The 23,489-nt window shown below is 61.9% G+C and carries 21 protein-coding genes and 1 pseudogene; 8 read left to right on the top strand and 14 right to left on the bottom strand.

Translation table 11 applies throughout. The features are described from left to right. The first annotated feature begins 116 nt into the window (after positions 1–116). Positions 117–1,886, top strand: a complete 1,770-nt coding sequence (gene aceK, locus BXU06_RS11925) for a bifunctional isocitrate dehydrogenase kinase/phosphatase (protein WP_077299812.1) — start codon at positions 117–119, stop codon at positions 1,884–1,886. Positions 1,887–1,936: 50 nt separating this feature from the next. Beyond that, positions 1,937–2,422, top strand: coding sequence for a Cys-tRNA(Pro) deacylase (gene ybaK / locus BXU06_RS11930; RefSeq protein WP_077299815.1), 486 nt, complete (start codon positions 1,937–1,939; stop codon positions 2,420–2,422). 174 nt (positions 2,423–2,596) lie between these two features. Here the strand turns inward: ybaK and nifM are convergent, their stop codons facing one another. From nifM to nifV, 6 genes are read right to left on the bottom strand one after another with little or no spacing between them, the layout of a single operon-like run. Further along, entirely contained in the window at positions 2,597–3,433 is an 837-nt protein-coding gene (gene nifM, locus BXU06_RS11935) for a nitrogen fixation protein NifM (RefSeq protein ID WP_077299818.1), read from the bottom strand. Beyond that, complete coding sequence (locus tag BXU06_RS11940; protein ID WP_216352469.1) at positions 3,417–3,914, bottom strand: nitrogen fixation protein NifZ; 498 nt, start codon at positions 3,912–3,914, stop codon at positions 3,417–3,419. Before BXU06_RS11940 ends, nifM begins: the two co-directional genes overlap by 17 nt. Then, positions 3,911–4,252, bottom strand: a complete 342-nt coding sequence (gene nifW / locus BXU06_RS11945) for a nitrogenase-stabilizing/protective protein NifW (RefSeq protein WP_077299824.1) — start codon at positions 4,250–4,252, stop codon at positions 3,911–3,913. The genes BXU06_RS11940 and nifW overlap by 4 nt, the downstream gene beginning before the upstream one ends. An 11-nt stretch (positions 4,253–4,263) precedes the next feature. Next, entirely contained in the window at positions 4,264–4,770 is a 507-nt protein-coding gene (locus tag BXU06_RS11950; RefSeq protein ID WP_077299827.1) for a hypothetical protein, read from the bottom strand. A 9-nt stretch (positions 4,771–4,779) separates the two neighbouring features. Next, on the bottom strand, positions 4,780–5,556 hold the full coding sequence (cysE, locus tag BXU06_RS11955; protein WP_374754316.1) for a serine O-acetyltransferase: 777 nt from the start codon (positions 5,554–5,556) through the stop codon (positions 4,780–4,782). A 22-nt stretch (positions 5,557–5,578) separates the two neighbouring features. After that, positions 5,579–6,724, bottom strand: a complete 1,146-nt coding sequence (nifV, locus tag BXU06_RS11960) for a homocitrate synthase (RefSeq protein ID WP_077299833.1) — start codon at positions 6,722–6,724, stop codon at positions 5,579–5,581. A gap of 400 nt (positions 6,725–7,124) precedes the next feature. Here nifV and BXU06_RS11965 point away from each other — a divergent pair, with 400 nt between their 5' ends. The 4 genes and pseudogenes from BXU06_RS11965 to BXU06_RS18640 all read left to right on the top strand — a co-directional run bounded on the left by BXU06_RS11965 (position 7,125) and on the right by BXU06_RS18640 (position 10,097). Further along, on the top strand, positions 7,125–7,604 hold the full coding sequence (locus tag BXU06_RS11965; protein WP_150125190.1) for an Rrf2 family transcriptional regulator: 480 nt from the start codon (positions 7,125–7,127) through the stop codon (positions 7,602–7,604). 132 nt (positions 7,605–7,736) lie between these two features. Then, positions 7,737–8,951 (top strand): NO-inducible flavohemoprotein, encoded by a 1,215-nt coding sequence (hmpA, locus tag BXU06_RS11970; RefSeq protein ID WP_077299838.1) that lies wholly within the window; start codon positions 7,737–7,739, stop codon positions 8,949–8,951. A 237-nt stretch (positions 8,952–9,188) separates the two neighbouring features. After that, positions 9,189–9,680 (top strand): annotated as a pseudogene (locus tag BXU06_RS18635) (methyl-accepting chemotaxis protein); the annotation flags it as partial. 96 nt (positions 9,681–9,776) lie between these two features. After that, the gene (locus tag BXU06_RS18640; RefSeq protein ID WP_253189576.1) at positions 9,777–10,097 is read left to right on the top strand and encodes a CZB domain-containing protein; all 321 of its coding nucleotides are present in this window, start codon (positions 9,777–9,779) and stop codon (positions 10,095–10,097) included. 67 nt (positions 10,098–10,164) lie between these two features. Here the strand turns inward: BXU06_RS18640 and BXU06_RS11980 are convergent. The 3 genes from BXU06_RS11980 to BXU06_RS17735 form a co-directional block, all read right to left on the bottom strand. Next, a protein-coding gene (locus BXU06_RS11980) for an IS630 family transposase (RefSeq protein ID WP_150125191.1) occupies positions 10,165–11,278 on the bottom strand; the annotation gives its coding sequence in 2 pieces (ribosomal slippage) (positions 10,165–10,852 and positions 10,851–11,278; 1,116 coding nt in all). A gap of 464 nt (positions 11,279–11,742) precedes the next feature. Beyond that, positions 11,743–14,103 carry an ammonium transporter gene (amt, locus tag BXU06_RS11985; protein ID WP_171982214.1) on the bottom strand — a complete coding sequence of 787 codons (2,361 nt, stop codon included), beginning with the start codon at positions 14,101–14,103 and terminating at the stop codon, positions 11,743–11,745. A 247-nt stretch (positions 14,104–14,350) separates the two neighbouring features. Then, complete coding sequence (locus tag BXU06_RS17735) at positions 14,351–16,099, bottom strand: methyl-accepting chemotaxis protein (RefSeq protein ID WP_171982215.1); 1,749 nt, start codon at positions 16,097–16,099, stop codon at positions 14,351–14,353. 402 nt (positions 16,100–16,501) lie between these two features. On the opposite strand from BXU06_RS17735, the gene BXU06_RS11995 reads away from it, so the two are divergent. Further along, positions 16,502–17,615 (top strand): IS630 family transposase gene (locus tag BXU06_RS11995; protein ID WP_150125192.1). Its coding sequence is split into 2 segments (ribosomal slippage): positions 16,502–16,929 and positions 16,928–17,615, totalling 1,116 coding nucleotides; the frame shifts between segments, so codons are not numbered across the junction. 55 nt (positions 17,616–17,670) lie between these two features. On the opposite strand, the gene BXU06_RS12000 is transcribed toward BXU06_RS11995, so the two are convergent. Then, a complete protein-coding gene (locus BXU06_RS12000; RefSeq protein WP_077299849.1) occupies positions 17,671–19,059 on the bottom strand; it encodes an FAD-binding oxidoreductase in 1,389 nt (462 codons plus the stop codon). 37 nt (positions 19,060–19,096) lie between these two features. Continuing rightward, positions 19,097–19,348 carry a hypothetical protein gene (locus BXU06_RS12005; RefSeq protein ID WP_150125193.1) on the bottom strand — a complete coding sequence of 84 codons (252 nt, stop codon included), beginning with the start codon at positions 19,346–19,348 and terminating at the stop codon, positions 19,097–19,099. Positions 19,349–19,379: 31 nt separating this feature from the next. Here BXU06_RS12005 and BXU06_RS12010 point away from each other — a divergent pair, with 31 nt between their 5' ends. Next, positions 19,380–20,786 (top strand): deoxyribodipyrimidine photo-lyase, encoded by a 1,407-nt coding sequence (locus tag BXU06_RS12010; protein ID WP_077299856.1) that lies wholly within the window; start codon positions 19,380–19,382, stop codon positions 20,784–20,786. 3 nt (positions 20,787–20,789) lie between these two features. Here BXU06_RS12010 and BXU06_RS12015 read toward each other — a convergent pair whose 3' ends face one another. The 3 genes from BXU06_RS12015 to BXU06_RS12025 form a co-directional block, all read right to left on the bottom strand. Then, positions 20,790–21,977, bottom strand: a complete 1,188-nt coding sequence (locus tag BXU06_RS12015) for a CaiB/BaiF CoA-transferase family protein (RefSeq protein ID WP_077299859.1) — start codon at positions 21,975–21,977, stop codon at positions 20,790–20,792. Positions 21,978–22,102: 125 nt separating this feature from the next. Then, positions 22,103–22,465, bottom strand: a complete 363-nt coding sequence (locus BXU06_RS12020; protein WP_077299862.1) for a helix-hairpin-helix domain-containing protein — start codon at positions 22,463–22,465, stop codon at positions 22,103–22,105. A gap of 167 nt (positions 22,466–22,632) precedes the next feature. Beyond that, positions 22,633–23,457: an inner membrane protein YpjD gene (locus BXU06_RS12025; RefSeq protein WP_077299865.1), complete on the bottom strand. Its 825-nt coding sequence runs from the start codon at positions 23,455–23,457 to the stop codon at positions 22,633–22,635. Between the last annotated feature and the right edge of the window lie 32 nt (positions 23,458–23,489).

The following is a 23,489-nucleotide window of genomic DNA, read 5'->3' on the forward strand; positions in this document are numbered from 1 at the left end:
CCTGGCGGCGCGCCACCCGCGCACCGCTGGTTCACGCCGGCCATTGCCCCGCAGGCTGCTTGCTGCGCCGTCAATCCGCGCCGGGATTCCGACCTTCATCTGATCGCCGCTGCCGCATGAATACACCTTCCGAACTGAACGCCGTGGCCTGGGAAATCGCCCAGACCCTGATCAAAGGCTTTAACAAGCACTATCGACTGTTCCGCGAATGCTCGCGCAATGCCAAGGATTATTTTGACGAGGGCAACTGGATGGCCATGCAGGGTGCCATCACCGAGCGGATCCAGTTTTACACCGAACGGGTGATGGAAACCGTCGAACAGCTGCAATGCCGCTTTCATGCTGACGTACTGGAAGACAGCACCTGGCAACAGGTCAAGCTGTACTTTATCGGCATGCTGATGAATCACAAGCAGCCAGAGCTGGCCGAAACGTTTTTTAATTCGGTGTTCTGTCGCATCCTGCACCGCGATTATTTCAACAGCGACTTCATTTTTACCCGGCCAGTGATTTCCACTGACTATATCGACTCCGATCCGCCGGTTTACCGCAGCTACTATCCGGGCCAGAACGGCCTGCGCCAGACACTGGAGCAGATTGTGGCCGATTTTGGCTGGAAACGTCCGTTTGCCCACCTTCGGCGCGATATCGTCAAGGTGCTGCGCGCCGTGCGCGAGCACCAGGGCGGGCGCTGGCCCACCCCGGATGTGAACTACCAGATTCAGGTGCTGTATTCCGGCTTTTACCGCAACAAGTCGGCCTACATCATGGGCAAGGTGATCAACGGCAACCAGAGCTATCCGTTTGCCATCTGCGTGATGCACAACGACGACGGCCTGCTGGAACTCGACACCGTGCTGCTGGAGCCGTGGCGCATTGGTGTGCTGTTCTCGTTCAGCCGGGCGTATTTTCTGGTGGAAATGGAAGTACCGTCCGGCTATGTGCAGTTTTTGCGCAGCATGCTGCCGTGGAAAACCAAGGCGGAAATCTACACCATGCTCGGCCTGCAAAAGCAGGGCAAGAACACCTTCTACCGCGATTTCATGCACCACCTGCAGCACTCCAACGACGATTTCATCATCGCCCCCGGCATTCGCGGCCTGGTGATGCTGGTGTTCACCCTGCCGTCCTACCCGTTTGTGTTCAAGCTGATCAAGGACGTGTTTGGCAGCTCGAAAGACGTCGACCGCCCGACGGTGAAGGCAAAATACCTGCTGGTGAAACGTCACGACCGGGTGGGGCGCATGGCCGACACGCTGGAATACTCCAATGTGGCCTTTCCGAAAAAACGCTTTACCGAAGAGCTGCTGCACGAACTGCGCACCCTGGCCCCCTCGTTGCTGGAAGAAACCAGCGACAGCCTGATCATTAAGCACTTGTACATCGAGCGGCGGATGAAACCGCTGAACATGTACCTGGACAACGCCACACCAGAGCAAAAAGAGCACGCGGTGCGCGAATACGGCGATGCGATCAAAGACCTGGCCCAGGCCAATATTTTCTCCGGTGACCTGCTGTTCAAGAACTTTGGCGTGACCCGTTATGGCCGGGTGATTTTCTACGACTATGACGAAATCGAATACATGACCGACTGTAATTTCCGCGATATTCCGGAAGCGCCGTCGCCCGAGTACGAGATGGCGTCGGAACCGTGGTACCCGGTGGCCAAGAACGATATCTTCCCGGAAGAATTCGCCTCTTTCCTGCTGGGTGACCCGATGGTGCGCAAGCTGTTCCTGCAACACCACCGCGACCTGCTGTCGCCCAAATACTGGCGCACCCAGCAGGACAATATCCGCGCCGGCAAGATGGACAACTTCTACCCTTATCCACAGGAACTGCGGCTGAGCAAGCGCTATCCTGACCGCAAAGCCCCCTGCACCTGAACGGCGCACATGGAGGTAAACTGACGGTTTTATCCTGTTACACCGCCGCCATGAGCCAGAAACCTCCGATGACCCAGGCCATCCGCCAGCTGCGCAGCCAGCAGGTGGCCTGGACCGACCATCTGTATACCTACGAAGAAAAGGGCGGCACCCGTGTCTCTGCCCGTGAACTGGGCGTGGAAGAACACGCGGTGATCAAGACGCTGATCATGCACGACGAGCACAAGCACCCGCTGGTGGTGCTGATGCACGGCGACTGCGAAGTGTCCACCAAAAATCTGGCGCGTCATCTGGGGGTGAAAAGCATCGAGCCGTGCCCACCAGCGATTGCCGACAAGCACTCAGGCTATCAGGTGGGCGGCACCAGCCCATTTGGCACACGCCAGCGCATGCCGGTGTATATGGAAGCCAGCATTGCCGAGCTGCCGCGCATTTATCTGAATGGCGGCAAGCGTGGCTATCTGATCGGGCTGGACCCGGCGGAGGTGGTGCGGGTGCTGGCCCCCACCCTGGTGAATGTGGCAGTGGCCGGCTAAAGACGCGCGGATTGATTCAGAAAAATCGTGCTTGCCAAAAGCAAAACCCAATAAAAGCAACAACCTGGATTCCCGCCTTCGCGGGAATGACGATTTTTTCAGCGTATCCCTAAGGCGGCGGCAGACGCGCTGCGCCCGCCTTGGCAGGAAGCGCAGCGGCGAAAAAAGCCCGGCTTACGCCATCGACTTGGCGCTTTGCAGCCGCGCCAGCTGGCAGACAATCCAGGCTTTTTGCGCCGCTTCCCGGCGCTTGCCATTCAGGTGCTCGAGAATCCGCTCGCGGGTGTGGTTGAAGCTGACCGTTTCGCCGCGCTGAATCGCATCGCAACGCAGCACATGCAGGCCAATGGGCGATTCAATCGCGTCGGACACTTCGCGCACGTCCATGCCAAACGCCGACGGTTCCAGTTCGGGAAACAACTGGCCGCGCTTGAGCGTGCCCAGCAGGCCGCCCTGCATGGCGGTGGGGCAGTGCGAATGGCGCAATGCCGCCTTGGCGAAGCTGTCTTCGTCTACCAGGGTTGGGCGCAAACGGTCGAACAGCGCCAGCGCCTTCACCTGTTCGCGGGCGTTGTTGAAGGTGAGCAGGATATGGCGCAGGGTGCGGGTTTCCGGGCGACAGAAGGCGTCGGGATGGTCGCGGTAGTAGCGCTCGGCGTCGGCATCGCTGGCCAGTTCGGCCTGGCTGGCCACTTGCTCCAGCAGGGTTTCCACCCGCAGGTCGCGCAGGATGGCCTCGCTCAGGCTGTCTTCGTTCAGGCCAATGCCGCCCAGTTCGGCGTCAAGCTCGTCCTGGGTGGGATAGCGGCTGCGCAGGGTGGCCAGCCGCTCATTCAGCGTGGCGTCCGGCACACTGACCTGGGCGGCTTCGCGGCTGGTGAGAATCGCCTGTTCCAGCTGCTGCTGGCGCAGGGCAATCTTGCCCAGCCGCTTGCGCTCGTCATCGTTCAGGGCGTGTGGGGCGCGCTGAAACAGCTCCCAGGCCAGTTTGAGTTCAAGGTAGGCTTGCATGGTTCACCTCTTCCACCGTCTCTTCTTCCGTGCCCTCCGCCGGGCCTAGCAGGGTTTCACCCACTTGGAACACCCGGCCCGGCAGCGCGTCAAAGTGCAGGTGGTAGGCCACGCCGCCAGGCGCATCGCGAATCACCCGCAGCACTTCGCCCACACTGCCCGCCGGAATCACCGCTTCGCCGCCCAGGGTCAGCGCCACGCTGGGCAGCACCTTGTCGCGGAACTCAAACCGCGACGGCGTCCATGGGTCGTCGATGTCGATCAGTTCTTCTTCACGACAGCCGACAATCCGGCCTTCTTCAAGAAAATGCACCGAATAGATGATCTGGTCCTGCAAGAAGGTGCCGACATCGACCACATGACCAATGGTCCCCCGGCGCACCAGCGGTGCCCCCACCGGCAAGCCGGGGTAGGTGCCGTCGTTTTTGACGTTGCGCACCAGGCGCACGCCGTCGCCATACTCCCAGCGTGCGTTCATCATGATGTGAATACCCGATCCAGTGACACAAACGAGGTATGGCCGCCGTTGGGCAGGTTATGCTGCTGGAACACGCGGAACACTTTTTCGGTTTGCGCGTCGGATTCGACAAAATCCAGGTAGGCGCGCTCCAGCCACAGGCGGTAAATGGCCCGCTGCGCCGATTCTTCCGGCGGCATATTGGCCGCATGGCGGGCGAGGTAGTCGTGAAAGCGCTGCAAAATATGCAGGCGATTCACTTGCACCACGGACGGGGTGTACGGCACGGCAAAATACTCGAGAAAATCTTCTGCACTGGAGAGTTCGTCGAGTGCTTCCAGCAACGTCAGGTCGGTATCCATGGGTAATCTCCTCAAGCGGCAGAAACGTCGGTAACAGGGTCAATCACGTCAAGCAGGTCGCTGGCACCCAGCTGATTGCGCTGGTCCAGGGCCACCAGCTTGCTCAGGCGGGCACGGGCATCATCAATATGGCCCAGGCGCAGCAGCACCACGCTGGCGGCCTTGATGGCGAGCAGGTAAAAACGCAGCAGGCCAAACGACTGGGCGGCGGCCACCGCCAGGCTGTGTTCATCCAGCCGTTGCCAGTCGCCAGCGATGCCCAGGCGCTGGCCGGCCAGGCTCATTGCCCGGTTGGCCACTTCCAGCGCATCGTTAAGCCGGTGCTGATAAAAATAATAGCGATACAAACCCACCAGCACGGTCAAATTGTCGGGGGCCAGCAAAAATGCCCGCAACAGCGCCAGTTCGGCTTCCGGCTGGCCGTAGCATTCGGCGGCGCGGTTCATCAGCTGTTCCACTTCGGGCGGCAGCGCCGTTTCGAAGTACAGCGAGCAATCGGTAAAATCAAGCAAGTCCATGGGGTGTTCTCACTGGGGCGGCGAGGCCTCGACGGCGTCACAGCACAGCTCGCCGGCAGAACAGGTGCGACAGTGCGCGTCGCCGTCGGCGGGATTCAGGGGCTGGCCGCGCAGCTGGGCCAGTTCGAGTTCAAGCTGGTCGATGCGCTCCACCAGGCAGCTGATCGACCGTGCTACCGGGTCTGGTAGCAAATGATGGTCCAGGCGATGGTCCAGGCGATGGTCCAGGCCGTTTTCCTGCCGGCGACGGGTGACCACCCGACCGGGCACCCCCACCACGGTGGCGTCTTCCGGCACATCCTTGACCACCACCGAATTGGCCCCCACCCGCACTCTGGAGCCCACCACAATCGGGCCGAGAATCTTGGCGCCCGCGCCCACCACCACGCCATCGGCCAGGGTGGGATGGCGCTTGCCCTGCTTCCACGAGGTGCCCCCCAGCGTCACGCCGTGATAGAGCGTCACGTCATCACCCACCTCGGCGGTTTCGCCAATCACCACGCAGGCACCGTGGTCGATAAAGAAGCGCCGGCCAATCACGGCACCAGGGTGAATATCCACATTGGTGAACAGCCGCACGGCAAAGCTGAGCAGCCGCGCCGGGTAGCGCCAGCCGCCGCGCCACAGCCGATGGGCCAGGCGGTGGCCCAGAATGGCGTGCACGCCGGGGTAAGTGGTCAGCACCTCAAAACGGGTGCGGGCGGCCGGGTCGCGCTGGAAGACACAATGCAGGTCTTCGCGCATCAGCTCACGCAGGCGCAGTGGCCGGGAAGCGGTATCGGTCATGGGGGATGTCAAGGTGCAGGCCTCAGGCATGGCGGGCAATCTCCTGGTCAGTCAGCAGATTCATCAGTTCGCTGTCTTCCGGCGGACGCTTGTGCTGCACAACAAAGGTGCGCACCCGCGCCAGCAACTGGTCGGCCAGCGCCGTATCCAGATGCACCCCCAGCCGGGCGTACACCGTCATCACTGCACGCGGGCCAGAATGCTTGCCCAGCACGATGCGATGGCTGCGGCCCACTTCACTGGGGTCAAAGCCTTGGTAGTTGTCAGGATGTTTCAGCAGACCATCCACATGGATGCCGGCCTCATGGGTAAACACGCCCTGGCCCACCACGCTTTTTTGCCAGGACACGCTACGTCCGGATGCCGCCGCCACCTGCTGCGACAGCGCCGGAAAGTGTTTCAGGTCCACGCCGGTGTGGATGCCGTACAGCTTGGACAACCCCAGCACCACTTCCTCCAGCGGGGCATTGCCGGCGCGCTCGCCCAGGCCATTCACCGTGGTGTTGGCGTGGGTGGCACCGCCATGACAGGCGGCCAGGGTGTTGGCCGTGGCCAGGCCCATGTCGTCGTGGGCATGGATTTCAATTTCCAGGCCGCTGGCCGCACGCAGGGTGCGCATGCGATCCCAGGTGGTAAATGGCTCAAGAATGCCCAGGGTATCGGCAAAGCGCAGCCGGCGTGCGCCCGCCCTGGCCGCCACTTCTGCCAGTTGGCAGAGGAAATCCTGATCTGCCCGCGAAGCGTCTTCACAGCCCACACAGACATCCATACCCAGATCCGCCGCCCGCTGCAGGGTGCCCGGCAGCGCATTGAGCAGCCAGGCACGGTCTTGCCGCAGCTTGTAGGCCAGATGCTGATCAGATGCCGGGATCGACACATCAATCAGGTGGGCACCCAGGTCGGCGCAGGCGGCGATATCGCCAGGATGCATGCGGCTCCACACCATCAGCCGCGCCGGCAAGCCCAGTGCCGCCACCGCACGGATGCTGTCGCGCTCTTCCTGACCCATGGCCGGAATACCGATTTCCAGCTCGGGCACGCCAATCGCCACCAGTTGGCGGGCGATGTTCAGTTTTTCGGTCAGCGAAAACGCCACCCCGGCGGATTGCTCGCCGTCGCGCAGCGTCGTGTCGTTGATGACTACCGAGGGTTGCGGGTTCGGGTTCATGCCGGGCTCCTGTTGCCAAATGTGACGGTTTCCCTTGAACTAGCAAGTCCGGGGCCAGTTGGGAAAATAAGTTAAATAGCTGATTTGCAATAGATATTTCGAATACGCCCAGGGAGATTGTCAGGAAGCCGACAGGCAGAATGGCCCAAGGCGGGCAGTGGCAGACACGACAGCCACGGTTTGGGCTGGCATCATCACGCTGGCCAGCCGGCCAGAATCAGGGCCGTGACACACCGACCAGCAGCAGAGACATGCAGATGACACACACAATCAGACACACCCGGCCTGGTGGCTACCGACGAACGGCAGGTGCAGGCACGCATGGCGCGGTCAATTTTAAGTTGCATTTAAAATGTATGTTTATTATCATCCAGCGCATTCCCGGTCCGGAGACGCAACCATGCAACTGACCCGCTTTGCCGAACTCGGCCTGCGTGTATTGATGTACCTGACCGAATCCGGGCGCGAGCAGCCGGTGACCATCCAGGAAATTGCCCGCCAGTTTGACGTGCCGCATAACCATCTGGTCAAGGTGGTGCATAAGCTGGGCAAGCTGGGCTGGGTGCATACCCTGCGTGGCCGTCATGGCGGCCTGCGCCTGGCCTTGCCTGCCGGACACATGCCCATTGGCGACATTGTGCGTGGCATGGAAGGCGATGCCCCGCTGGTCAACTGTGAACAACCGCATTGCACCCTGGCGGGCCGCTGCCTGCTGGAAGGCGTGCTCAATCAGGCGGTGGAGCAGTTTTACCAAAGCCTGAACCACAGCACACTGGCCGATGTATGCCAGCGTGGCACCGCCCAGGCGATTGCCTGGATGCACCAGGATTACCTGAGCCAGCGCCAGGACACACCGCCGGATACCACGCCCCAGCCGTAGGACGCCCGGCCACGCATCACCTCTTCCCGCTGATGGCGGGTGCACAGGCCGTGGTTGACGGCCTGTTTGCTGGCATTAAACATGTATTTAAAATACATTTATTATCCCCCCATCCCTTCAGGAGACTGAAACATGCTATCAGCGACTTCCCGTCCGTATATCGACGCCAGCGTGCCGGTACTGCGCGAACACGGCCACACCATCACCCGGCAGTTTTACCAGAACATGTTTGCCGCCCACCCCGAACTGCACAATCTGTTCAATCTGGGCAACCAGGCCAGCGGCGTCCAGCAGCAATCACTGGCGGCAGCGGTATTTGCCTATGCGGCCAATATCGACAACGCCGCCGCACTGGCACCGGTGCTGGAGCGGATTGTCCACAAGCACGCCGCCGTGGGCATTGTGCCGGCGCACTATCCGATTGTGGGCCGACACCTGCTGGGTGCCATTCAGCAAGTGCTGGGCGATGCCGCCACACCCGCGCTGATGGCCGCCTGGGACGAAGCCTACTGGCTGCTGGCTGGCGAGCTGATTGCCGCCGAAGCACGGCTGTACCAGACCGTCGGCCAGGCCCCCGGTGCCTTGCAGACATTGCGCGTGGTGGCGCGCGAAGACGACAGCGCCAATGTGGTGTCGTGGTATCTGCAAACCGCCGATGGCCGCTCGCCAGGTGCGTTTGCCCCTGGCCAGTATGTCAGCGTGGCGGTGCAATTTGACCACCCGACCGTGCGCCAGCTGCGCCAGTACAGCCTGTCCGACCACCCGGCGCAGCCACACTGGCGCATCACCGTCAAACGTGAAGCCGGTCAGGCCGACACCCCGGCTGGCCGGGTATCAAACTGGCTGCACAGCCACTTGCACGTCGGCGACAGCCTGCCGGTGAGTGCGGCATTTGGCGATTTTCAGCCGCAGCTGGATGGCGATACGCCACTGGTGCTGATTTCTGCCGGCGTTGGCGTCACCCCGATGACCGCCGTCCTGGCCAGCCTGGCGGCGCAAGGCAGCCCCCGCCCGCTGCACTGGCTGCACGCCTGCCGCGACGGCCAGCACCAGGTATTGCGCAGCGCCATCGATCAGGCCGCCGCCCAGCTGCCGCAGCTGCAACGCAGTGTCTGGTATGAAACCCCGCAGGCCAGCGACCAGCAGGGAAAAGATTACCAGCACGCCGGGCGCATGCAGCTGGCCGGCGTGCTACCCGCCCAACCCGCCAACGCCCAGTATTATCTGTGCGGTCCAGCGGCATTCATGCGCGCCCAGTGGCAGGCGCTGCTGGCGCACGGCGTGCCGATGCAGCAGATTCAGCGCGAAGTATTTGGCCCGGAACTGCTTGAGCATTTGCTCGGCTGACCCGTCCCCCGGGCGCTGATGGCCATTGTCAGGCATCAGCGCCTGGCGCAGGAGACTCCCATGTGGATTACCCGTCATGAATGGCAACAGCTGCAGCAGCAGTTGGCTGCCCATCAACAGCAACAGCAAACCTGGCGCGAGACGCTGGCCGAACGCGACGCACAACTGAGCGCCCAGGCCAGCCTGCTGGCCAAATACACGCAACAGCAGGCACTGACCCAGCGCCTGCATCAGGGCATGGGCCAGTTTGGCCATTCGCTGGACAGCACCCGCGATGCCCTGCAACAACTGGCCGACCTGCTTGGCCTGGCCCAGCACAGCAGTGACACACTGGCCCCCTTGCGCACCGCCTACTGCAGCGCCTTTAGCGCCATTGGCGAAGCGCTGAACCACCTGAGCCAGCAACGCCAGCACACCAGCCAGCTGCTGGCCGAGCTGAACCAGCACGCCGACAGCATTCGCAGCAAGGTGGGGCTGATTCACCAGATTGCCGAGCAAACCAATCTGCTGGCGCTGAACGCCGCCATTGAGGCCGCCCGCGCCGGTGAGCAAGGGCGCGGCTTTGCCGTGGTGGCCGATGCCGTGCGCACCCTGGCCGACCGCACCGTGGAAGCCTCGCGGCAGATCGAACACACCGTCGAGCAGATTGGCGCGCATGGCACCGAAGTGCAGCGCGACGAGCAGCACACGCTGGCGGCCCTGCATGCCTGCCAAAGCCATACTGACCAGGCTAGCGAAGGACTGACCGCGCTGATGGCCGTGGTGGAACGCATGGCGGATGGCCTGCACCGCGCCGCCCTGCTGGGACGGATCGAACAGGCCAATATGGAAGAAATCACCCTGAAACTGGCGGTGTATCAGGTGCTGTCCGGCCAGTCCGAACTGCGCGCAGAAGCGCTACCCGACCACCGCCACTGCCGGCTGGGCCAATGGTACAGCACCAACACTGTGCGCCAGCTGTTTGGCCAGACCCACGACTACCAGGCGCTGGAAGCCCCGCATGCGGCAGTGCATCACCATGCCAGCCAGGCCATCAGCCAGTACTGGGCGGGCCAGCCAGAGCAGGCCCTGGCGTCGTGCCAGGCCATGGAACAGGCCAATGCCCAGGTGATGGCCGGTTTGCGCCGCTTGCTGGCCACCGGCTGACTGCCGCGCCAACCCGCCAAGGCGGCCCATGCGGGCAACCGCCGGCCCCATGCAAACTAGTAGCCAGTCACGTTGAAACGCGAGGATAAAGACGAGCAAGCTTACGCCGGGCATCCTGAGTGGAGAACTTCCACTTGACGGGGATGGCGTTGGCGTTGCGTTCACGCACATTGGCCTCAACCTCGCGTCGCAGCATTTCTTCATCGGCGATACGTTGCGACAAACACATATTCGACAGCACAGCCAGCTCAAGCTCGGCAATGTTGAGCCAGCTGCCATGCTTGGGGGTGTAGTGAAACTCCAGCTTCCTGGCAATGGCGCGGGCTTCTTCTGGCTGAAACGCTTCGTAGAGAGAGGCTGTTTTGTGGGTGTTCAGGTTGTCCAGAACAACCCGAATCACTTCCGCGTCCGGGTAGCATTCGACGATGTGCCGCATGGCGTGAGCAAAGTCGATCTTGGTGCGGCGCTCCATGATCAGCACCTCCCGCCAGCCCCGCTTCGGTTCGCAGATCATCATCAGATTGCGCACGCCGTTGCGCTTGTATTCAGTATCCTGACGAGCGGGCGCGCTGGGTTGTGGCGGTATGGGTTCACGCACCTCACCAATCAGTTGCTTCGGGCTTTCGTCGAAGCAGATGACCGGGCGTGCCGGATCATAGGGTTCTGCGTACAAATCAAGCAGATCTTCCATCGGCGCAACAAATTCGGCGCCGACCTCAGGAATACACCACTCCTGCACCTGCCACGGTTTTAAGGTGTTTTTTTAAAAGCCGACGCACCGTTTCGTGACTGAACGAATCGGCGTATCCCAGTTGTACGACCTTGTCGGCCAACAGACGCAAGGTCCAGTGGTCATGTCCGGCGGGAGGTGGGGTACAGGCGGTGGCAATCACATGGGCGCATTGCTTATCCGTCAATTTCGGCGCTTTTCCAGGACGCGGTCTATCGCTCAACGCGGCTTCGACGCCTTCTTCGACACATCGTTGCCGGGTGTGGTGGATCATGGTGGCGGACACGGCCAGGGCTTCCATGATCGCCGTATCCTTACAGCCCGCTGCCGCCTTCAGCAGTATCCTGGCCCGCGTTTGCTTGCGCGCTGCGCACTTGCCCTTGCACAGTATGGCTTCCAGCATTTCGACTTCGTCATCTGTCAGCGTGACACGATACTTGATGGCGGGCATGGTGGTTTCCTCAGCGGGGTTGTGCCGTCCTGTATGCAGCAGCTGTGCCTATTATCTGTTCAGATCATGGTGACTGACTACTAGTAGCCAGTCACCATGATTTGAACCGATTGACTGGTGCCTAGACCGCTTTCGGTATGAACTTCACCTGAGGGGTCGTTCCCGCGCAGGCGGGAACCCAGACCGCACCACAGTGTGCGCGGTGGGCATGGCGCAGGTAAGCGCTCGTGAGAACTCACCCCGCTGTGCGCTGTGGACACGCCTGGATTCCCGCCTGCGCGGGAATGACTCGGTGTCGTGCGGCGAGTAGTTCTTCGTGGCGACATGAACCCTTGTGTTTCAACGTGACTGGCTACTAGCTGCCAGTCATTTGCTTCATATCATCGTGACTGGCTACCAGGTCTGGGGGTGTGCGCCCTCATGCCGTCAGTGCCGACATGAGGGAACGCTGCGGACAAGCAAAATCAACTGGCGGGGCGAATGATCCGCGTTGGATCGGTGTTCAGCACGTCCTGCCTGTCGGGGGCTGGCGGCCCATCCAGCTTGAAAAACCGTGCCATGCCGTGCAGGGTGTCTACTTGTGTCTGCATGGTGTCGGCAATCGATTTGGTCAGGTGGATGGTGTGGCGCGACAGCTCGCTTTCCCTGGCCTGATGCATGGCCAGTTCGGCGGCCTGCGCCACTTTGTCTTTCAGCGTGTCGGCGCTCTGAAAAATCATCTGGAAAATCCCGGCAGTGGAGCCTGCCTTGTCCACGCCCAGATGAATGGCCTGCAGGCCGGCGTGGGTGATGTCCACCGTGTGCGCCGACTGGGTTTTCAGCGCTTTGACCTTATGCTGGATATCGGCGGTGGCCTGCTGGGTTTTGCCAGCCAGCGCGCGCACTTCATCGGCCACCACGGCAAAACTGCGGCCATGTTCGCCAGCGCGGGCGGCTTCGATGGCGGCATTCAGCGCCAGCAGGTTGGTCTGGTCGGCAATGCTGCTGATCATGCCGGTAATGTGCTCGATATCCGCTACGCTCAGGCTCAGGGTGTCCACATTGTCCTTGAAGGTGCCCATGATGCCGGAAATTTCGTGCATGCTGCCCAGAATATGGTCGAGCGAATGGCTGCCTTCGGTCGAGCGCTGGCTCATCACTTCAGAGGCCGCCTGCGCTTCGCCCATCAGTTGCTCCACCTGATGCACGCCATCCAGCAGCGCGCTGTTGTAGCGTGATAATTGTCCGGAGGCGCTGTCCAGTTCTTTGGAAGAATGGTCGAGCTGGCCGGTGATGTCGATCAGGTTGCCCACAAACTGGCGCAGGCGCTGCACCATCGACGCCATGGCCTGGCCCAGGGTGTCGCGCTCGCTTTTGGGCATGGCATCCTTGCCCAGCGCCCCCTGGGCAATGTTGTGCGCCACATGGGTAATGTCGTTGAGTTCGTCTACCAGAAGGTTGAACACCACGGCAATGTCGCCGGCTTCGGTGCCGATTTCCGGGGTGATCTTGCGGCTGAAGTCACCGCTTTTCACCATGTAGGAGATGGTGTCGTAGGTGTCCAGCATGGTTTGTTTGGCACCATGCTCGGCTTCGTTCAGGCCGCGTGCTTCATACTCTGGCGGCACGCGCAGGATGCGCATCCACTTCATGGCCATGAACAGAATCAGGCCAAACAGAAAGGCCCAGGAAAAAGCGGTGAGTGCGCCAATGGCCTGCACGCCCAGCTGGGCCCAGTGGTCTTTCAGCGGCAGCGCGCTTTCTGGCGCGCACAAGGCCAGCGCCAGGGTGCCGTAGGTGCCGCAAAAGCCATGTACCGGCACCGCGCCCACCGGGTCGTCAATTTTCAGTTTCAGCAGCAGCACTTCGGCAAAATACACCACAAAACCGGCACCAAAGCCAATCAGGAACGCGCCCATCGGCTCAAGCACCGCACAGCCAGCGGTGACCGCCACCAGCCCGGCCAGCGCGCCATTCAGGATATGCTCGGCGCGGAATTTTCCGGTGAGGGTTTTCGACACGGCAAAGGCAGTGATCGACGCCACCGACCCGGCAATCGAGGTGTTCACTACAATCTTGGCAATGCTGCCATCGCCAATCAGCGTGCTGCCGCCATTGAAGCCAAACCAGCCAAACCACAGGATGAAGGTGCCCAATACCGCGCTGGGAATGGACGAGCCGGGAATGTCATTGGCGCTGCCGTCGGCGTTGAACTTGCCCAGCCGGGGGCCCAGCACCAGTGCGCCGGCCAGCCCCACCCAGCCGCCAATCGAATGCACCACGGCGGATCCGGCAAAATCGACAAAATTCAGCTGGAACAGCCAGCCTTCGCTATTCCACGCCCAATGGCCGTACAGCGGGTAAATCAGCGCGGAAATCACCACGGTGGAAATCAGATACGACTCAAAGCGCATGCGTTCGGCCACCGCGCCCGACACAATGGTGGCTGCCGTGCCGGCAAACACCGCCTGAAAAATGAAGTAGGCGTAATCGTAGGGCTCGGATTTGCCGTCCAGGAAAAACCCTTCCAGCCCGATGATGCCATTGCCGCTGGTGCCAAACATGAAGGCAAAGCCCACAGCAAAAAATGTCACCATGGAAAAAATCAGGTCACTGAAGTTTTTCAGCGAGACATTGATCGAATTCTTGGCGCGCACCAGCCCGGATTCCAGCGCAGAAAACCCGGCCTGCATGAAAAACACCAGCGCGGCGCGCAGGATGATCCAGATGAAGTTCAGGTTTTCCTGGGTGGTGGGTGGGGTGTGCAGCGCGGCCTGGGCGGGTGGGCTGACCAGCGCGGCCCATAGCAGGGCCATGCCGGGCAAGTGCAGGGGGGAACGGAACATGTTTTGTCTGCTCATCCAGGAATGGTTCGTCAGGGAGGCCCATCTGCATCACCTGACGATTGTGTGGATTCCAACAAAATACTGATGAAGCTGACAATTTCTCCCGAGATCACGTTGAGCGTCAGCCACGGTTTGCTTGGCTATCAGTAAAATGACCTAATCAAGCGCGCACAGTTAAAGCAATACCGGGACCATCTGCTGGCCCCGGTATCTTTTTATGGCTGAATCAGTCCGTTCGAACGGCTGTTTATGTCCGGAACTGCAATACCGCTCCGTGCATATCCTGTGCCAGCTGGTGCAGCTGTTCCGCTGCCTGGTTGGCCTGATGAATGGCCTGGTGCGCGCCCTGGCTCAGTTCGGCCACATGGTCAATTTCGCCGTTCATCTGCGCGCTGGCCTGTGACTGTTCGCGCACTGCTCTGGCGATATGCTCAAACGATTCCACGGTGTCCAGCGATTTTTCGGCAATGCCGCCCACCACCTGGCGTGCCTGTTCAGCCAGCTCGATGCCGGCCTGCACCTGGTCAATCTGCGATTGCATCAGCGTAGTGGCGTGGGTGGTGTAGCGGGTGATGTCCTGAATCATGCGCTGGATTTCCAGCGTCGAGCGCGAGGTGCGTTCGGCCAGCTTGCGCACTTCGTCGGCCACCACGGCAAAGCCGCGCCCGGATTCGCCGGCGCGGGCGGCTTCAATCGCGGCATTCAGCGCCAGCAGATTGGTCTGGTCGGCAATTTCGTCGATGATTTTCACCACCGAGCCAATTTGCGTGGACATCGCGTCCAGCTCGGTGACCGCCTGTGAAGATTGGTCGGCGATGGTGGAGATCTTGCCAATCTCGTCATGCAGCGCGTCGATCACCTGCAGGCTATTGCTGGAATGCTGGCCAAACTCGCTGGACAGCTCGCTCATGTCGCTGGCGCGCACGGAAATCTGGCCAATACTGGCGGTCAGTTTTTCCATTGAGCTGGCCATGGAGCTGGTGGAGTGGGTCTGGCTTTCTGCCACCTTGCCAATATTGCGTGTGGCACCAGACAAGGTGGCGCTGGCCTGTTGCAGGTCGGTGGCCTTGGCCTGAATCATGAACACCATGGTGCGCAGCGACTGCTGCATGGCGTGAACATGGCCCAGCAGGCTGTCGGCGCGGGCCTGGCTGGCGCTGGCGGCAGACAGATCGCCTGCGGCAATCTGGCGCACAATCTCCACCACCTGTGCCGGCTCGCCACCGAGTAGCCTCAGCAGATGGCGGTAGACATAGCCCAGCGCCAGCATCAGCCCAAGCAGGTTGACCAGCATCATCACCCCGGTCAACCACTGCGCGTCGCGCTGGCCGTCGCGGGCCAGATCAATCGCCTGCTGGGTGCGCTGGTCCATCAGCAGATAAAAATCATCCACCGGTTTCATGATCTTGGCTTTTTCTCGGTGATAGGCGGCGTCGTGCATCAGCTTGCGTGCCAGCTCGAAATCCGGCGGTGCTTCGCGGCTGAAACCGCCCTGGCCATCGGCAAACTTGCCCTTGACGGCATTCATTGCCACGGTTTCGGTATTCACCAGCCCGTCAGAATTGGCCTTGGCCTCGTTCAGCTTGGCAAATTCGGCCTCGCTGAAGCCAGCCTGCTTCATCAGGTCGAGCAGCGCGGCTTTTTGCCCATCCGGACGTGGCTTGGCCTGGCCGGCGGCAACAAAGTCCCAGTAAATCCGGTGGTAGGCTTCCGGCATTGGCTTTTCGCCATTGCGGATGGCCAGGATGTCCCAGTATTGCTGCTCGTAGCTGGCTTCGCCGGTGACCACATAGGTCCGGGCCAGCCGGGTGAGGTCATCTGAGCTTTGCCGCAGCATGTCGGCCAGCAAATAGGACTGGTAGCGTTGACGTTCTGCCGTGGCCACCTGCTCGCTGGCGGTAGACAGCCGGGTGATGGCCCATGCCATCAAGCCGACCATGATGGTGGAAATGCCCACCATGCCCCAGAACAGGGTCTTGATTTTAAGCGTTTTCATGAGTCCCGCCTCATTGCGCATACAGTAAAGAGGCTGATCCGGACCGCAGGCCTGGCCCTAGTGGTCCACGGTTCGACAGCCTGTCGGGCCAGTCAGCATGGCGGCACGGGCACGCCAGCGGGCAAAATGGCCAGACTCTCTTCGCGGACGAAAACCCCCGTTTCTGTCCGTTACTGTCTTTCCTTTATATGGGAAAATCTGGCCGTATCTTTCCGCTGCTACCCTATGTCGACGTCTGAACGGGCAGCGGCTGCCATGCCGCCCGTCCATCTCGCGGGAAAAGACAGAAGCAATCTTTGCGCCTCTTGCGGAAACTACCTAGTAGCCAGTCACCATGATCTGAACAGATAATAGGCACAGCTGCTGCATACAGGACGGCACAACCCCGCTGAGGAAACCACCATGCCCGCCATCAAGTATCGTGTCACGCTGACAGATGACGAAGTCGAAATGCTGGAAGCCATACTGCGCAAGGGCAAGTGCGCAGCGCGCAAGCAAACGCGGGCCAGGATACTGCTGAAGGCGGCAGCGGGCTGTAAGGATACGGCGATCATGGAAGCCCTGGCCGTGTCCGCCACCATGATCCACCACACCCGGCAACGATGTGTCGAAGAAGGCGTCGAAGCCGCGTTGAGCGATAGACCGCGTCCTGGAAAAGCGCCGAAATTGACGGATAAGCAATGCGCCCATGTGATTGCCACCGCCTGTACCCCACCTCCCGCCGGACATGACCACTGGACCTTGCGTCTGTTGGCCGACAAGGTCGTACAACTGGGATACGCCGATTCGTTCAGTCACGAAACGGTGCGTCGGCTTTTAAAAAAACACCTTAAAACCGTGGCAGGTGCAGGAGTGGTGTATTCCTGAGGTCGGCGCCGAATTTGTTGCGCCGATGGAAGATCTGCTTGATTTGTACGCAGAACCCTATGATCCGGCACGCCCGGTCATCTGCTTCGACGAAAGCCCGAAGCAACTGATTGGTGAGGTGCGTGAACCCATACCGCCACAACCCAGCGCGCCCGCTCGTCAGGATACTGAATACAAGCGCAACGGCGTGCGCAATCTGATGATGATCTGCGAACCGAAGCGGGGCTGGCGGGAGGTGCTGATCATGCAGCGCCGCACGAAGATCGACTTTGCTCACGCCATGCGGCACATCGTCGAATGCTACCCGGACGCCGAAGTGATTCGGGTTGTTCTGGACAACCTGAACACCCACAAAACAGCCTCTCTCTACGAAGCGTTTCAGCCAGAAGAAGCCCGCGCCATTGCCAGGAAGCTGGAGTTTCACTACACCCCCAAGCATGGCAGTTGGCTCAACATCGCTGAGCTTGAGCTGGCGGTGCTGTCTAACATGTGTTTGTCGCAACGTATCGCCGATGAAGAAATGCTGCGACGCGAGGTTGAGGCCAATGTGCGTGAACGCAACGCCAACGCCATCCCCGTCAAGTGGAAGTTCTCCACTCAGGATGCCCGGCGTAAGCTTGCTCGTCTTTATCCTCGCGTTTCAACGTGACTGGCTACTAGGATGCACAACGCCACACAGATCTTGCGTTAAATCATCTCCCCCTTCACAACACCTTCCCCGGATTCATCAGCCCCAGTGGGTCCAGCGCCTGTTTGACCGCGCGCATGGCGGCCAGGTTGGCCGGTGGCAGGTAGCGGCGCAGCCAGTCGCGCTTGAGCTGGCCAATGCCATGCTCAGCCGACAGCGTGCCGCCGTGGGCGTACACCAGGTCGTACACCAGGGTGTTGACGGCGGGCTCGTCGTCGAACAGATCGACATTGCCTGGCCGGGTGAACGACACGTTGTAATGCAGATTGCCGTCGCCCACATGGCCAAAGCACACCACCCGGCAACCGGGGAAGGCCTGTTGCAGGGCGGCGTCGGCGCGCTCGATAAAGCGGGCCAGTTGCGACAGCGGCACGGCGATGTCGTGCTTGATGCTGGGGCCGTCGCGTTTTTGCGCTTCGGAAATCTGCTCGCGCAAGGCCCACAGCTGGGCGCGCTCGCGGGCGTGGCGGGCCAGCACGGCGTCGGCCTGCGGGCGTAGCGTACACAGCGTCTCGGCCAGCGCCTGGTTCAGCACCGCTTCGTCGCCGCCGTCGTTCAGCTCCAGCAGCACGCACCACGGCGGGGTGAATGGCGGGCGGGCGTCGGGCAGGTGACGGGCCAGAAGTTGCAGGCACAGCCCAGACATCAGCTCAAAGGCGGTCAGCCGGTCGCCAAAGCGCGCTTGCAGCGCGTGCAGCAGCGCCAGCGCGTCGGCTGGGCTGGCGACTTCCACCAATGCGGTGGCGGTGGCTTCGGGGGCGGGGAACAGCTTGAGGGTGGCGGCGGTGATGATGCCCAGCGTGCCTTCGGCACCAATCAGCAGTTGCTTGAGGTCGTAGCCGGTGTTGTTCTTGCGCAGGCCAGACAAGCTCTCCAGCACACTGCCGTCGGGCAGCACCGCCTCCAGGCCCAGGGTCAGCTCGCGCATCGGCCCATAACGCAGCACCGCCACGCCGCCGGCATTGGTGGCCAGATTGCCACCAATCTGGCAACTGCCTTCCGAGGCCAGCGACAGCGGAAATAGCCGGCCCACGCCAGCGGTGGCGTCCTGCACCTGCGCCAGCGTGCAGCCGGCTTCAGCGGTCAGGGTGTTGTTGTCAGCGTCCACCGCGCGCAACGCGTGCATGCGGTTAAGCTGAATAATCAGCGCGTGGCCGCTGTCGTCCGGGGTGGCGGCACCGCAGTGCGAGGTGTTGCCGCCTTGCGGCACCATCGGCACGCCAGCGGCCACGCAGGCACGCACCAGCGCCGCCACTTCGGCAGTGCAGCCGGGCCGTGCCAGTGCTACCGCGCGGCCCTGGTAGCGCTGCCGCCAGTCCAGGCAATGTGGGGCCAGTTGGTCGGGGTCGGTCATCAAGTGGCGGGGGCCGACAATCCCCGCCAGGGTTTCAAGCCAGGCAGTCATGCCGGGATTATCGCCCAGAATGACCCAGCCACGTGATTCAGTTGCGGGTAGTGCAACAACCTTGCAGCGGGCAGGCTCCCGCCTGAGGCATGGCAGCAAACGGCCAGATCAGCAGGCCGAACAATAAGCCGATGGCACCGGCGATCATCAGCAAGTTAAGCCAGTCGATCCAGTCGCCCATTTCGGCCAGGGAGGAGCGGGTCAGCGTGGGCACACTGAGTGCGGCCAGCCCGGCGGCAATGGCCGCTGCGCAGCAATGCCATGCAGTGGGTAGCGCGATTTTGTACACTACAAGTTTAGCCCGCTGAACGAGTTGCCCCATGCCCCGCTTTCGCCGTGCCCTGTGCTGGTTTCGCCGAGACCTGCGCACCCAGGACCATGCCGCGCTTTACCACGCACTCAAGCACAGCGCCGAGGTGATTCCGGTATTTGTCTTTGACCGCGATATCCTCGACGCCCTGCCTGCCAACGATCGCCGGGTCAGCTTTATCTGGCACTCGCTGCTGGAGCTGCAAACCGCCTTGCGCCAGATGGGGGGGGATTTGCGGGTGCAGCATGCCCGCGCGGTGGACGCGCTGCCGGCGCTGGCCGCCGAGTGGGGGGCCGAGGCGGTGTTTGCCAACCACGACTACGAGCCCGCCGCAATGGCCCGTGATGCCGACGTGGCCAGCCGCCTGCAGGCGCAGGGGGTGACCCTGCTGACGTTCAAGGATCAGGTGATTTTTGAGCGGAACGAAGTGCTCACCCAGGCTGGCAAGCCGTTTTCGGTGTTCACCCCGTATAAAAACGCCTGGCTCAAGCAGTTGAACAGCTTTTACCAGCAAAGCTACCCGGTGGCGCGCTATCAGGCGTCGCTGCTGGCCCTGCCGGCACACCCCCTGCCCAGCCTGGCCGCGCTGGGCTTTGCCGAGGCCGAGACACTTGCGCTGCCCCTGCCCTGCGGCATGTCCGGCGCGGCCACCTTGCTGGCCGATTTTCAGCGCCGGCTGTGCCACTACCACACCACGCGGGACTTTCCAGCCATCAAGGGGCCGTCTTATCTGTCGGTCCACCTGCGCTTTGGCACCTGCTCCATCCGCCAACTGGTGCAACTGGCCCACGCGCACAACACCCCAGGGGCCGACACCTGGCTGAACGAACTGATCTGGCGCGAGTTTTACCAGCAGATTCTCTGGCATCACCCTCAGGTGGTCGAGCACGCGTTCAAGCCGGAGTACGACACGCTGGCGTTTGATAACGATCCCGAGCTGTTTGCCGCCTGGTGCGAAGGGCGCACCGGCTACCCGATTGTCGATGCCGCCATGCGCCAGCTGAACCACAGCGGCTATATGCATAACCGGCTGCGCATGATTGTCGCCAGCTTTCTGGTGAAAGACTTGCTGATCGACTGGCGCTGGGGCGAGCACTACTTTGCCCGCCAGTTGCTGGATTTTGATCTGGCAGCCAATAACGGCGGCTGGCAGTGGGCGGCATCCACCGGTTGCGATGCGCAGCCGTATTTCCGCATTTTCAACCCGGTTACCCAGTCAGAAAAATTCGACGCCGAAGGCAAGTTCATCCGCCGCTACGTGCCTGAGCTGGCGGCGCTGGACAACAAGGCCATCCACGCGCCGTGGCAGGCGAAAACCCTGCCGGATGGTTTCAAGCTGGGGCGCGATTACCCCCGGCCTGTGGTGGACCATGCGACCCAGCGCGCCCGCGCGCTGGCGCTGTTTGGCCGCGATTGAGCACTATGGTGACGGGCACAGCCGCGCCAGCCAATCAGCCCCCACGCCCCAGCGCGCCAGTACCCCCGCGCAATCCTCACCCACGCCGGGCGGGCGCGGGGTGGCCGGCGGGGTGTGGCTAAAGCGCGGTGCCGGTGCCGGCTGGGTGACACCGCCCAGCTGGATAAAGGTCTGTCGCGACTGGTTATGTGCGTGGTGTGGCGCTTCGTCCATGTCCAGCACGGGCGATACACAGGCGTCGCTGCCTTCCAGCAAGGCACACCAGGCATCGCGCGGTTTTTCCAGAAAAATCCGCGCCAGCTTGGCGCGCAAGGCCGGCCAGTGGGCGCGATCCCACTGCGCCTGAAACGCCGGATCGTCGATGCCCAGCGTGGCCAGCAGCGCAGCATAGAACTGCGGCTCAATCGCCCCCACTGCCAGCCATTTGCCGTCGGCACAGCAATAGGTGCCGTAAAAATGCGCGCCGCCATCCAGCAGATTGACTTCGCGCTGCTGGTGCCACTGGCCCATGGCATTCAGCGTGTAGATCATGCTCATCAGCAGCGCCGAGCCGTCGGTCATGGCCGCATCCACCACCTGACCACAGCCGGTCTGGCTGGCGTGCAGCCGGGCGGCCAGCACGCCCAGCGCCAGCAGCATGGCCCCGCCGCCACAGTCGGCCACCAGATTCAGCGGTGGCATGGGCTGACCAGCGCCGCCAATGGCATGCAGCGCGCCAGACAGCGCCAGATAATTGATGTCATGCCCCACCGCATGCGCCAGGGCACCGTGCTGGCCCCAGCCCGTCATCCGCCCGTACACCAGCGCCGGCTGACGCGCCAGACACACCTGCGGCCCCAGCCCGAGGCGCTCCATCACGCCGGGGCGAAAGCCTTCAATCAGCACATCGGCCTGGGCAATCACCGCCAGCGCGGCGTCGATGTCTTCCGGGCGTTTCAAATCCAGCGTCACGGTGTGGCGCGAACGGTTGAGGATGTCCAGGGCGGGATCGAACAACTCGGCCACCGGGCGGCCTGCCGGTGCCTTGCGCGCGATGCGCACCACTTCCGCGCCCATATCGGCCAGCAGCATGGCGGCCATCGGGGCCGGCCCCAGGGCAGCAAACTCCACCACTCGCATACCGTGTAGAGGTCCCGTCGGCTTAGCCAGGTTGCCCTCCTGGGCAGAAGAGAAAGAAACAGCATCAGGCATGGCGCGCTCCCTTGGTTGGCATCGCAGGATTCCCGGCTTTGCCGGGGTGACCGTGTTGCCGTATTTCCCTGAATAGCACAACGCCCGCAGGGCGCGGGCGTTGTACGTGGGCCACGGCGCGTGGCTTACGGCTTTTTGACCGGCTCGGCGGGTTTGGCCGGGGCAGCAGGCGCTGCAGCCGGTTTGGCTGCTGGGGCAGCCGGAGCCGCCGGTTTGGCTGCTGCCGCAGCAGGCTTGGCAGCGCCCACGGCGAGTTCAGCCTTCATGCCAGCCACCGATTTTTCACCAAAGCCCGGCACCTTGGCCAGATCGTCCACGCTCTTGAACGGGCCATTCTTGCTGCGGTATTCCAGAATCGCCTTGGACTTGGCCGGGCCGATGCCCTTGACGGTTTCCAAGTCTTGCTGGGTGGCGGTGTTCAGGTCCACGGCGGCAAAGGCAGTGCTGAAAGCAAATACGCTGGCGAGCATCACAAGCAGTTTTTTCATCAGGCGTTCTCCTTGGTTATAAGTGATTATCACAATGGGTTTTGGCACAAGCCAGATCAAGACGCTAGCATGGGCGTTCTGGCACAGCAATCCCTATTTCCACGCAGATGGCGTGCAGGCCATGCGTTGGGCATTCACGCACTGCCGATTGCGGCATTCTCACCAGCTTAGCCAGGCCGTTGCAGCAGCACTTCCAGCACAAACTTGCTGCCCACATAGGCCAGCAGCAGCAGGCCAAAACCGGCCAGCGTCCAGCGCACCGCCAGCCGGCCACGCCAGCCGTGGCGCAGGCGGCCCCACATCAGCGCGGCAAAAATCAGCCAGGACATCAAAGCAAATACGGTTTTATGCGACAGCGCCACCGGGCGGCCAAACAGCTGCTCAGAAAACAACACCCCGGAAAACACCGTCAGGGTGAGCAGGGCAAAACCACCCCACAGCACCTGAAACAGCAGTTTTTCCAGCGCCAGCAGCGGCGGCATCTGGCGAATCACCGGCGAAAAACGCTTGGCGTGCAACGCGCGATCAAGCACCAGCATCATCACCGCCAGAATCGCCGCAATCAGCAGCAGGCTGTAAGCCAGCAGCGAGACCAGAATATGCAGCAACACCGCCGGCTGGTGCAGATCGTAGGCCAGATGGGACGGCGGCAAGGCCAGCGCCAGCACCACGCCCAGCACGGCCATGGGCATCAGGCAGGTTTGCAGGCCATCCAGCTTGTAAAAAAAGCTGGCGGTCCAGTAAATCAGCACGGTCAGCCACATCACCGTGGACAGGCTCTGGCCCAGGCCCAGCGCCAGGCCGTGGGCATTGGCCGGCAACAGCGCCAGCAGGTGCAGCACCAGCGTGGCGGCCACCAGCAGATGCTCGGTGGGCAGCGCCCGCCGCCAGGGAATGCGCCAGCCATGAGCGTGGGCCAGAAAGTGCCAGGACAACCCGGCGTATGCCGCCAGGGCCAGCCAGGCGGTCAGAGAGGCAAACGGAAGTGTCATCAGGAGTGGTTCAGTCAAGCGCGGCGGGCGCA

Origin of the sequence: Aquaspirillum sp. LM1 (assembly GCF_002002905.1) — a bacterium.
GTDB lineage: Bacteria > Pseudomonadota > Gammaproteobacteria > Burkholderiales > Aquaspirillaceae > Rivihabitans.

Coding starts and splice junctions, on each gene's coding strand:
- aceK (WP_077299812.1), top strand. CDS start 117: ATGAATACACCTTCCGAACTGAACGCCGTGGCCTGGGAAATCGCCCAG.
- ybaK (WP_077299815.1), top strand. CDS start 1,937: ATGAGCCAGAAACCTCCGATGACCCAGGCCATCCGCCAGCTGCGCAGC.
- nifM (WP_077299818.1), bottom strand. CDS start 3,433: ATGCAAGCCTACCTTGAACTCAAACTGGCCTGGGAGCTGTTTCAGCGC.
- BXU06_RS11940 (WP_216352469.1), bottom strand. CDS start 3,914: ATGATGAACGCACGCTGGGAGTATGGCGACGGCGTGCGCCTGGTGCGC.
- nifW (WP_077299824.1), bottom strand. CDS start 4,252: ATGGATACCGACCTGACGTTGCTGGAAGCACTCGACGAACTCTCCAGT.
- BXU06_RS11950 (WP_077299827.1), bottom strand. CDS start 4,770: ATGGACTTGCTTGATTTTACCGATTGCTCGCTGTACTTCGAAACGGCG.
- cysE (WP_374754316.1), bottom strand. CDS start 5,556: ATGACCGATACCGCTTCCCGGCCACTGCGCCTGCGTGAGCTGATGCGC.
- nifV (WP_077299833.1), bottom strand. CDS start 6,724: ATGAACCCGAACCCGCAACCCTCGGTAGTCATCAACGACACGACGCTG.
- BXU06_RS11965 (WP_150125190.1), top strand. CDS start 7,125: ATGCAACTGACCCGCTTTGCCGAACTCGGCCTGCGTGTATTGATGTAC.
- hmpA (WP_077299838.1), top strand. CDS start 7,737: ATGCTATCAGCGACTTCCCGTCCGTATATCGACGCCAGCGTGCCGGTA.
- BXU06_RS18640 (WP_253189576.1), top strand. CDS start 9,777: ATGGAAGAAATCACCCTGAAACTGGCGGTGTATCAGGTGCTGTCCGGC.
- amt (WP_171982214.1), bottom strand. CDS start 14,103: ATGTTCCGTTCCCCCCTGCACTTGCCCGGCATGGCCCTGCTATGGGCC.
- BXU06_RS17735 (WP_171982215.1), bottom strand. CDS start 16,099: ATGAAAACGCTTAAAATCAAGACCCTGTTCTGGGGCATGGTGGGCATT.
- BXU06_RS12000 (WP_077299849.1), bottom strand. CDS start 19,059: ATGACTGCCTGGCTTGAAACCCTGGCGGGGATTGTCGGCCCCCGCCAC.
- BXU06_RS12010 (WP_077299856.1), top strand. CDS start 19,380: ATGCCCCGCTTTCGCCGTGCCCTGTGCTGGTTTCGCCGAGACCTGCGC.
- BXU06_RS12015 (WP_077299859.1), bottom strand. CDS start 21,977: ATGCCTGATGCTGTTTCTTTCTCTTCTGCCCAGGAGGGCAACCTGGCT.
- BXU06_RS12020 (WP_077299862.1), bottom strand. CDS start 22,465: ATGAAAAAACTGCTTGTGATGCTCGCCAGCGTATTTGCTTTCAGCACT.
- BXU06_RS12025 (WP_077299865.1), bottom strand. CDS start 23,457: ATGACACTTCCGTTTGCCTCTCTGACCGCCTGGCTGGCCCTGGCGGCA.